Annotated in this window: 3 protein-coding genes; all 3 read left to right on the top strand. The window is 52.4% G+C overall.

Annotated features, from left to right (window positions below; translation table 11 throughout):
- Nucleotides 1-2,654: non-ribosomal peptide synthetase (locus tag B5D63_RS34390; RefSeq protein WP_143313372.1), on the top strand; the 2,654-nt coding region annotated here is incomplete at its 5' end.
- A gap of 2 nt (nucleotides 2,655-2,656) precedes the next feature.
- Nucleotides 2,657-10,351, top strand: a complete 7,695-nt coding sequence (locus B5D63_RS34385; protein ID WP_078673427.1) for a hybrid non-ribosomal peptide synthetase/type I polyketide synthase — start codon at nucleotides 2,657-2,659, stop codon at nucleotides 10,349-10,351.
- 26 nt (nucleotides 10,352-10,377) lie between these two features.
- On the top strand, nucleotides 10,378-11,432 hold a 1,055-nt coding region (locus B5D63_RS34380), incomplete at its 3' end, for a beta-ketoacyl synthase N-terminal-like domain-containing protein (protein WP_143313370.1).

The raw sequence follows: 11,432 nt of genomic DNA, 5'->3' as shown, positions 1-11,432 counted from the left end.
AGGAGAGTGCGTCCCAGCGGGCCATGCAGGAGCAGCACCGGTCATACTGGAAGAGCGTTTTTGCGGATGGCGTGCCCTTGCTGCACTTACCCCTGGATTATAAACGTCCGTTGATAAAGGACGATAAAGGTGGTGTTGTCCGTTTTTCCCTGAGCAGGGAGGAGGTGTCCGCTTTACAGGCGCTGGCGTCCCGGTCGCAGTCCACCCTTTTTATGGTGATGTTGTCATTGTACAACGTGCTGCTGTCGCGCGTTTGCAACCAGGATGATATTGTTGTGGGCACATCGGTGTCCGGTCGTTATCATGCTGATCTGGAACCACTGACCGGCATGTTTGTCAATACGCTCCCTTTACGCCATCATCCGCGCGGGGACCAGTCTTTTCTGTCGTTTTTAACGACGGTGCGGGACCATACGCTGGAGAGTTTTGAGCATCAGTCTTACCCGCTGGAGGCGCTGATAGAAGACCTTTCGCCGGAGCGTGACACGAGCCGCAGCCCGTTGTTTGACGTGATGTTTGACTATGAGAACATAGATATGACGATGCTGGCCATACCAGGACTGAAAGTGGAGCCTTATCTGCATGAAGCGTATGCTTCCAAATTTGATCTGACGCTGACCGTCAGTGAGCGGGGCGATGATCTGCAGCTGTATTTTGAATACGCTGCCTCCTTATTCAACAGCAGCACGGTCCACCGGTTGATCACCTATTTTAAAAATATTGTACGGGCAGTCATTGCAGACAATGAAGTGTTATTGTCAGCTATCGTTATGCTCCCTGAAGCAGAGGAGGAATTAATAACGCAATTCAACGACACGGTATACGAAGGTCCGGGATACTTGCCGGTGACGGCACTGTTCAGGCAACAAGTGGTGGCAAGCCCCGATGCGATAGCGCTGGAGTACCAGGGGGCTGCAATAAGTTACCTGGAACTGGACAGGTTATCTGAGAACGTAGCAGCTTATCTCGCTGCGGCTGGTGTCGGGGCGGGAGACCTTGTGGGGGTGTTGCTGGACCGCGAACCCTGGCTGATAGCTGGTATATTGGGCGTATTGAAATCCGGCGCGGCTTATGTGCCGGTAGATACAGACTATCCGGCTAACAGGACCGCTGCCATATTTGAGGCCGCCGGAGTAAAAGCAATCATTACCCGTACCGCCTATTCAGGCGAATGGAATAAAGGTATTATCCTTAACCTGGATGAGGCGGCATATTTACAACAGGAGCCGTCTTCTCCGCGGTTTGAAACAGTGCCGGAGGGAGACAGCCTGGCATATGTCATATATACTTCCGGTTCCAGCGGGGTGCCCAAAGGAGTAATGATCAGGCACCGGTCGCTGGCGAATTATATCACCTGGGCAGTAAGGCGTTATGTGGGTGAGCAGCCTGCTGTATTTGGGCTGCATACTTCTATTGCTTTTGACCTGACGGTGACCAGCCTGTTTGCACCTTTGGTATCGGGCAACCGGTTGGTTCTTTATGATAGCACAGATTCCGGTGCGGTATTGCTGGAGAAGGTACTCCATGATAATCACTGCACGATTTTAAAAATGACGCCATCGCATCTGAAGATGCTGGCTGAAATGAATATCGCGGACCCCAACGTGTTACGTACGCTGATTGTAGGGGGCGAGCAGCTGGAAACCCGTGTTGCGGCAGCCGTTCATACACAGTTTGGCGGCCTGGTGAAAATATACAATGAATATGGCCCCACGGAGGCGACGGTAGGATGTATGTGTTACCAATACAATCCCGCAGACGACGTACTGAATGTTCCCATCGGTTATCCTATTGACAATATGCAGCTTTACCTGCTGGACCGTTACCAACGCGCCGTACCTGCCGGGGTGGAGGGAGAGGTATATATTTCCGGGGTTGGCATAGCGGCTGGATATCATGGCCGCGATGACTTAAACGCTGGCGTGTTTATCCCGAATCCATTCTGCAAAGGAGCGGTGATGTATCGTAGTTACGATACGGCGGTATACCAGGCGGAATATGGGCTGATATACCGTGGCCGCCGCGATACCCAGATAAAGCTCCGTGGCCACCGCATAGAACCGGAAGAAATTGCGGCTCAGTTGTGCCGGCGCGAAGATGTCAGCGAGGCGGTTATATTGTTAAAAGAGGCGGAGAAAGAACCTTTTCTGGTTTGTTATTACGTGGCTGCTTCGCCGCTAAGCAGCACCATACTGCGGGCGTATCTGCGGGAGCGGTTGCCGGATTACATGGTGCCGGATTTTTATGTGCATCTCACCGCGTTGCCGTTGACGGTAAATGGTAAACTGGATGAAAGCGCATTACCGGCCCATCGCCTGGAGGAAGCAGCAGAACAACATCGGCCTGTAACGCAGGTGCAGCGAGAGCTGGCCCAAATATGGGCAGATGTGCTGGGTGCTGAGATCAGCCAGATAGGTACACAAATGAATTTCTTTGACCTGGGCGGTAATTCAATGAAACTGCTCCGGATGGTTAACAGTATCAATAGTCACTTTCGGACAACGTTGCAGGTGTCGGACATCTTCAGGTTTCCGGTGATAGCAGCAATAGCAGAACATCTGCGCGGGCAGGGCGACATAGCGCCCGATGATGCGGACGATGGTCTTCAGGACATGCATACAACCCTCGGAATCTTAAATCAAACAGGAGCGTAAATATGGAAAAATATACAGGATTAGAAATAGCCGTGATCGGACTATCCGGGAAGTTTCCCGGAAGTGCCGATATTGATGAATATTGGGAGAACCTTAAATCCGGCAAAGACTGTATAAGCACTTTCAGCGATGCAGCATTGCGGGAGGCAGGCGTGCCGGATGCGCTGCTCGAAAATCCCCATTATATAAAATCGAATGCCTGTCTGGCGGACAAACAATATTTTGACGCTGCATTTTTTAACTATACGCCCGACGAAGCGGAGCTGATGGACCCGCAGATAAGGCTTTTTCACGAATGCTGCTGGAATGCCCTGGAAAACAGTGGTTATACCTGTAACGATCCACAGTTGAAGGTAGGATTATTTGGCAGCGGTACCCCAAACGTAAACTGGGAGCTCTATGCCCGGTTTAAAAATCAACATGGGGAAGTGGATGATTTTGCTGCTTCTCATTTGCGGATGGTGACTTTCCTCTGTGCTACCGTAGCTTATAAGTTAAATCTGCAAGGCCCGGCGGTTTTTCTGCAAACGGCCTGCTCCTCCTCCCTGGTGGCCATCGCACAGGCGTGCAACAGCCTGTTGTTGGGCGAATGTAATATGGCACTGGCCGGAGGCGTAAGTATTTCCAATGACAGTATAAACGGTTATCTGTATAAAGAAGGTTTGATTTACTCCAGGGACGGCAAAAACAGGGCATTCGACAGCGAGGCCACCGGTACCGTCAGCGGAGAAGGTGTTGGGGTAGTGGTGCTGAAAAAGTTGAAGGACGCACTGGCTGCCGGTGACTCCATCCAGGCGGTGATCCGGGGAATGGCTATCAACAATGACGGAAGCAACAAGGCTGGTTTTACCACGCCCGCCGTAAAGGGGCAGGCAGCGGTAATCCGCAAAGCGATCAAAATGGCAGGGGTACATCCCGACACCATCAGCTATATAGAAGCCCATGGTACAGCTACTACACTGGGTGATCCGGTAGAAGTTGCGGCGCTGAACGAAGCCTTTGCGAGCCTGGGCGGCACGGCACAGGCAAGATGCGCTATCGGCACGGTGAAATCCAATATCGGTCATCTGGACAGCGCCGCGGGCGTAGCCGGTTTTATAAAAACGGTGCTCGCCCTGAAACATAAACTGCTGCCCGCCAGTTTGCATTATGTGGCAGCCAATCCCAAGATCGGGTTTGATAAAGGACCTTTCTACGTAAATAGCGGACCAGCCGAATGGAAAGCTTCGCAGACCCCTTTACGCGCGGGCGTCAGCTCCTTCGGTATAGGAGGTACCAATGTACATATCGTGTTGGAAGAAGCCCCGGAAACAGTACCTTCTTCTCCGGGGAGAGACCATCAGCTGTTCCTTTTTTCCGCTAAAACAACCACTGCGCTGCAAAAGAATATTGACAGCTTCCGGCAGTACCTGAAAATGCATGAAGAGGTAAATCCGGCGGACATCGCCTACACCTTACAGAAAGGAAGGAGCCGCTTCCGGCACAGATGTATGCTTACGTTCAAAAGCAGGGAAGAGGCATTGGCAGCCCTGGAAACAGACCGTTTGGAGACGCAGGAGTCCATTGGCACGCAGGAAGAATTTCAGCAGGTCGTTTTTCTGTTTTCCGGACAGGGTGCGCAGTATGCAGGCATGTGCCGAGACCTGTATGAAAAAGAACCCGTCTTCCGGGAAAAAGTGGATGAATGTCTGCAGCTGGCCACCCGGTACACGGCCGCCGGCCTGCGCGAAATACTGTTCCCGGAGAACGGCGCCGGTGCGGAGATACACGAAACGCAATATGCGCAACCACTTTTGTTCATCGTTGAATATTCGCTGGCACATTTACTCATGTATTGGGGTGTTCAACCCGGTTGCATGATCGGGCATAGCATCGGCGAGTATGTGGCAGCCTGCATCAGTGGCGTGTTCAGCCTGGAAGATGCTATCCGGATCGTGGTCCGCCGCGGCGTACTAATGAGTGAGGCGGAAAGGGGCGCGATGTTAAGCGTTTCGATCAGCGAGCACCAGGTAAGGGAATTGCTCGCTGGCGACAATGGACTGGATGTGGCTGTAGTAAACAGCGATACGGCGGTAGTGGTGTCGGGTACTGAAGATGCGATGGCCGCATTTGAAAAGAAATTGCTGGCCGCCGGCCAGCCCTCAAAAAGACTGCACACTTCCCATGCGTTCCATTCCCGCCTGATGGACAGTGTATTGGCCGCTTTCGAAAACGAATGCCGTCAGATTACTTTTCACCCTCCCCGGATACCTTACATTTCCAACATTACAGGGCAACCGGTAACCTATGCGCAAGTCAGCAGCCCGTCGTACTGGAGCCGGCACCTGAGAAGCACGGTCCTGTTTGCAGCAGGGGTAGAGCAGGTATTGCAACAAGGCCCGGCGGTGTTTGTAGAAGTCGGCCCGGGAAGGACGCTTTGTAATTACGTGGCTGACAGCCGGCGATTGCAGGCGGAACACCGGATGGTCAGTACCGTTCGCCAGGTCAAACAGGTGACGGACGATCAGGCTTATCTGCTGAGCAAAATCGGCCAGCTGTGGGCATATGGTGTGAACATCGACTGGGATCATTTTTATGCCGGCGAAAAGAGAAAACGCATTGCCCTGCCTGGTTATGCTTTTGACAGAATACCTTTTACCGCGGATGTAGATGCTGAAAAAATCATCCTGGAGGAATTGTCCGGGAAGTTGCCGTTGCCCGGTGATTTTATTGATAACGCCATCCATGTTTCGGGCTGGGAGAGCAGCCTGTCGCCTAATCAGGCCATCGGCTTGTCAGATACCACCACTTGCCTGGTCATCACCGGTGAGCAACGTTTCAGCGATGCTTTGCTGGCGCGGCTCCGTGCTGAAGGACAAAAGACGGTGGCCGTATATCCGGGTAAGGGATGTGCGCAGCTGGACGATGGCGCCTTGCAGGTGGACCTGGAATCCCCCGAAGCACTGGGGCAGATGTGGGAGTTGCTCAAACTTCATGATGCTCCCGTTAACAGGATCATTTATTGCTGCACGCTGGATGACGCTCCTGCGCTCGTCAACTACGACGCTATAGATACTTTGTTAGGCAAAGGCTATATCGGCCTGGGGTGCCTGGCCGGCTCTATCGCCAGGGCCAGGATCGCCGGCCCGGTGCAAATACTGGTGGCAGCTAATCAGCTGGCGGCGGTGCTGGACGCCGATAAGATAAATCCCCTGAAACATGCGGTGCTCGGACCGGCTAAGATCATGCCGGTTGAACAACAGCATATCCGTTGCAAAGTGGTGGACCTGCCGTATCCTTTCATAGAAGATGCAGTGCTGCATCAATATGTAACATTACTGATCAATGAAGCATGCTTTGAGGATGATGAGCCTTTTGTCGCCTACAGGCATCAACAGCGGTGGACGCCCTCTTTTAAACCTTTTGTTGCCAATGAACGCCTGGCATCCGGCGTCGGTATTGTCCGTGGCGGCACTTACGTGGTGACCGGAGGAACAGGCGGGATGGGCTTCACCATCGCCCGGGACCTGGTCATGCAACATGGCGCAAATGTAGTGATCGTGCATCGGTCGTCTTTGGAGAACAACGCATCCCTGCTCCGGTCTATCCGGGAGATGGAGGATACCGGCTGCCAGGTAACCCTTTTTCAGGCTAACGTAGCGGATGAGGAACAGGTGCGGCAACTGGCGGAACTCCTTCAGTCCGGGAAGACAACGGTGAATGGCCTTATCTGGGCTGCGGGGGAAGTAGATTTCGGTGGGATCATGATGAACCGCGACCGGGATGGGCTGATGAAATATGTTACTTCCAAGATACACGGCTTGTTGCTTTTTGAAAAATACCTGGATTTCGGCGCCCTGGATTTTATCGCCCTGTTCTCCTCTGTGGGAAACGTATTGTACCAGTCCAAGTTCGGACAGGTGGCCTATAATGCTGCCAACGAGTTTTTACAGGCTTTCGCCCGGTATGCTCATCAGAAAAACGGGACACATGCATTTACCATCAACTGGTGTGACTGGCTGGACGTGGGCATGACTTTTAAAACAAGGGTCAGGGAAACAGGTATTCAGGACACCTCTGCCGTGAATGCGCTGATCGCCGATGCCATCTACCCCTGGCAGGGCGTGCAGGTATTTCATCGGTGCGTGCAACAAAAAGTTCAGGCGGTCACCATTGCCAAAGGTAGCCTGCAACAGCAGATCAACGCACATAAAAAGATGCTGCCGGCAATGGCCTCCGTACCGGCGGTAGCGGAGACGACAGAGCAGACAGACAGCAGCACGCAGGAGACATTACACCGCATATTCGCCGCTTTCTTTGGAAGAAAAGATATAAGACCGCAGGACAACTTCTTCGAGCTGGGCGGCGATTCCCTGAAGGGCATGATCCTGCTGGCACGGTTGAACAAAGCATTAGGGACCCATTTTACCATAGGAGATCTTTATGAACATCCTACCGTGCAGGAACTGGCAGACGTTCTGCAACATATTCCTGCAGACGTTGTGCAGCAGTCTATACCCGTGGCGCCCGTTCAGCGGAACTATTGTTTGTCTTCCGCGCAGAAACGTTTGTTTTTTCTGCAGATGCTGGAGGAGAACAAGAAAGTATACAACGAAACGCAGGTATTCTGGGTGCACGGCCGGGTGAATAAAGAAAAACTGGAGCAAACTTTCGTAAAACTGATACAACGGCACGAAAGCCTCCGTACCGCTTTTGTATTCGAAGAGGATGTGCCCCGTCAGGTTGTGCTGGAAACATTTGGTTTCCAGGTGACAGACCTTTCTTGTGAAGGGGGCGATATGGATAAAATGATCCGCGATTTTGTACAGCCGTTTGACTTATCTGTTGCTCCGCTGATCAGAGTGGGAATGTTTACACAAAACGAAACGCGGCACCTGATCGTCATCGATTCACATCATATTGTGATGGATGGTGTTTCTCAGAGTGTGATGATCAGCGACTTCATGAAGTTATATCACGGTCATACGCTTCCTGCTTTAAAACTGCATTATAAAGACTATTCGGAATGGCAGCAGGGAGAAGAGATGCAGGCGGTGATCCGCTCCCAGCGGGAGTTCTGGATGAACGAATTTGCAGCGGAAGCCTCTCTGACGGAATTACCTGCCGATTTTGTACGTCCGGTGAAGAGAAGCCATGCCGGCGGATTCCTCGATTTCGAGCTTTCTGCCGAAACAACCAGGCAGCTGAAGCGTATCGCTGAACAGGAAAACGTATCCATGTTCATGCTGATGATTGCGGTCTACAATATTTTCCTGTCGAAGTTGAGCGGTAATGAAGATATTATCATCGGGACAACTACGGCCGGTCGCCGGCATGCTGACCTGGAACAGATGGTGGGCATGTTTGTCAATACCCTGGTCCTGAGAAATAACCCCGCGGGAGAATTATCCTTTCGGGCTTTCCTGCAACGGGTGAAAGAACAGGCCCTTCGTTGTTTCGCAAATGAAGATTATCAGTATGAAACCCTGATAGAAGACCTTAAAATAGACAGAGACCCCGGGCATAACCCGCTGTTTGATGTCGATTTTGTTTACCAGAATTATGAAGGAACAAAACTGGAGCTGGAAGGATTGGCACTGGAATCCTATCATCATGGCGTAGGCATGTCCAAATTTGATATGACGCTGTCAGCTTATGAATTGCAGGATACGCTGTTGCTGAACTTTGCGTACGCCACGGAACTGTTCCGTGAAAGCACTATCCGCCGTTTCAGCACTTATTTTGAAAACATCGTCCGGGCGGTCATTTCGAACGTTGATACCGCATTGTCGGCTATACAGCTCCTGCCGGAGGAAGAAAAGAACGCGCTTGTTCATCAGTTCAACGATACTTACCGTAGTTACCCTGCTGCCGGTTTCGCGCAGATATTCAGGGAACAGGCCCTTCTGCATCCTCAGCGAACAGCCGTCGTGCATAATGAAGTAACGCTTACTTACCAGGAGCTGGACCAGTTATCAGACCGCATCGCCTGTTTTATTTTTTCGAAGGAGCTACGGCCGGGGACGGTCATACCATTGCTGATGGACCGGGGAACGGACCTGCTGGCCTGGGTACTCGCGGTGTTGAAGACGGAACATGCATTTGTGTCGCTGGACACCAGGCAGCCCGGCGACCGTATTGCAAAGATCCTGGATGTCTGTGCGCCTGGTTTGATCGTTACCACTGCCCGTTATGCCGCCGTATTAGAGAGCGGGCTGCCGGTGGTCCTGGCAGATGCGCCTGGCCTGTTGGACGCATGTCCGGCAGCTGACCTGCATGTGTCCGTACAGCCGGATGCCACCGCTTACCTGGCTTTTACTTCCGGCTCCACCGGTGTGCCGAAAGGCGTGCTGCTGCATCATGGGGGAATGATGAATCACTTTCATGGCCTCAATGAAATACTGGGAATGACGGCCGACGATTGTGTTGCACAGACGGCCGAATGCAGCTTCGACGTGTATGTGGTGCAGCTGTTGCTGGCGCTGTCTGTGGGTGGTCGTACACATATTATTGACCGGGAGGTAATGCTGGACCCTGAGCGGCTTGCGGCCACTGTAGTGTCAGGTGGCATAACAGTGCTGGAAGCGGTGCCTTCTGTCATCCGTTCAATGGTGGGCGCCACCGTTTTGCCATTGGGCAGGCTCCGCTGGATGATTTCTACCGGCGAAGCGCTGAAAAGGAAACTGGCGGCAGACTGGTACAGGTATTACCCTGCTGTACAGCTATTGAATGCTTATGGTCCTGCTGAAGCCTCTGATGATGCCACCTGTTATATCATTCCCGCTGATCTGGATGAGGAAGGCAGCGCCGGTTTGCCAATAGGAAAGCCGCTGCCCAATTTTCATGTTTATATACTGGATGCGCGGTTGCAGGTATGCCCGGTGGGGGTAAAAGGAGAAATCTGTATCGCCGGGCCAGGTGTAGGAAAAGGATATCAGGGTGACGCTGCGTTGACGGCATTGAAATTTCTGCCGAACCCGGTCACAGACAAGGCCGGATATACGGTGCTGTATCGCACCGGAGACATGGGCTACCAGGACCAGGATGGCAATATTTTCCTGTCGGGCCGCAAAGACGGGATGGTGAAAATAAGAGGCGCAAGGGTGGAAACAGGAGAAGTGGAACAGGCCCTATTACAATGGGAGGGCATAAGGGATGCAGTGGTTGTCAGCAGGGAACACGAAGGGAGCGATTACCTGGTGGCTTACTACACTGCCGGCGAGGCCGCTGACGATCTGCTGTTACGACAGCACCTGTCCGATCGCCTGCCCGATTTTATGGTGCCTGCGGTATGTGTGCACATGCAGCAGTTCCCGCTGACGCTGAACGGAAAAGTGGACAAGCTCGCATTGCCCGATCCCGTGGTGTTAACGGAAGACCATTCGGAAATGCCTGCCGATGAAATAGAAGAGAAGCTGGTGGAGATATGGGCGGACCTGCTGAAGATAGATAAATCGGTTATCCGGATCAACCACGGATTTTTTGAATTGGGAGGTAACTCCATCAACATTATTGCATTGAACAAACGCGTGAACAGCGCTTTTTCATCCGGTATTTCAATTGCCAACATGTTCAGGCTGCCTACTATCGCCAGTATTGCGGAATTCGTGAGGAAGGGCGATCAGCAGGTGAGCCGGCAGTCAGCCAAACTGGACGAAGCGCTCCTGGAAGCGAACGAAAACCTGCTCCTGTTCAATGAAATGCTCAATAAGCCCTGATAACGAAGAACTGTTAACATTTTTATATGACCCAACATAAATTATCTGATGCGAAGAAGTATACCGGGCTCGAAGTGGCTGTTGTGGGCATGTCCGGCCGGTTCCCCGGCGCGCCTGACCTGGCGGCCTTTTGGGATAACCTCAGGCACGGGGTGGAATCAGTCTGCTTTTTTTCGGAAGAAGAACTGATTGCGGACGGGAGAAATCCTGATGTGGTCAGAAGACCGGATTACGTGGGGGCAAACGCCTATATGGGCGACAAGGAATATTTCGATGCGCCTTTTTTTAATTACCGGCCCGATGAAGCTGCGTTGATGGACCCGCAGATAAGACTTTTTCATGAATGTGTGTGGAACGCCATTGAGGACGCGGGTTATGATCCGAACAGCCCTTCTTTTAAGGCGGGGCTGTTCGCCGGCGCTTCCTGTAATGTTAACTGGGAACTGTATGCGCAGCTGGTAAACCGTGAAGGGCTGGTAGATGAATATTCCGCTTCTCTACTGAGGAATGCCAATTTCATGGCGACAATGACCTCTTACGCGTTAAACCTGCGCGGCCCTTCTGTATTTATGGACACCGCCTGTTCCACTTCCCTGGTGGCGATACACATGGCCTGCAAAAGCCTGTTGATGGGAGAATGTAACGTGGCCATAGCCGGCGGCGCCTCTGTTAAGAACAGGTCGAAGGAAGGATATATCTATCAGGAGGGAATGATCACTTCCCGCGACGGGCATTGCCGTGCATTTGATGAAGCCTCCAGCGGTACGGTAGCGGGAGACGGGGTAGGGGTCGTAGTGTTAAAAACACTGAAGAATGCCTTGCTGGACAAGGACCATATATATGCCATCATTAAAGGCACGGGTATTAACAACGACGGAAGTACAAAAGTAGGTTATACCGCTCCTTCCATAGATGGACAGACAGAGGCAATTTTGATGGCGCAGAAGTGGGCCGGCGTTGCGCCCGATAGCATCAGTTTTGTGGAAACGCATGGTACGGGAACGCACCTTGGCGACCCGATCGAGATAGAAGCGCTGCGGCGTGTTTTTGGGAACAGCAGCCGGCAGTATTGTGCGCTGGG

This window comes from Chitinophaga eiseniae, from assembly GCF_900167135.1.
In the GTDB taxonomy this organism is placed as follows: Bacteria; Bacteroidota; Bacteroidia; order Chitinophagales; family Chitinophagaceae; genus Chitinophaga; species Chitinophaga eiseniae.
This window is presented reverse-complemented; position numbering and strand designations above follow the sequence as displayed.

Bases quoted from the DNA above. Each gene is read 5' to 3' on its own strand.
- B5D63_RS34385 (WP_078673427.1), top strand. From the start codon at position 2,657: ATGGAAAAATATACAGGATTAGAAATAGCCGTGATCGGACTATCCGGG.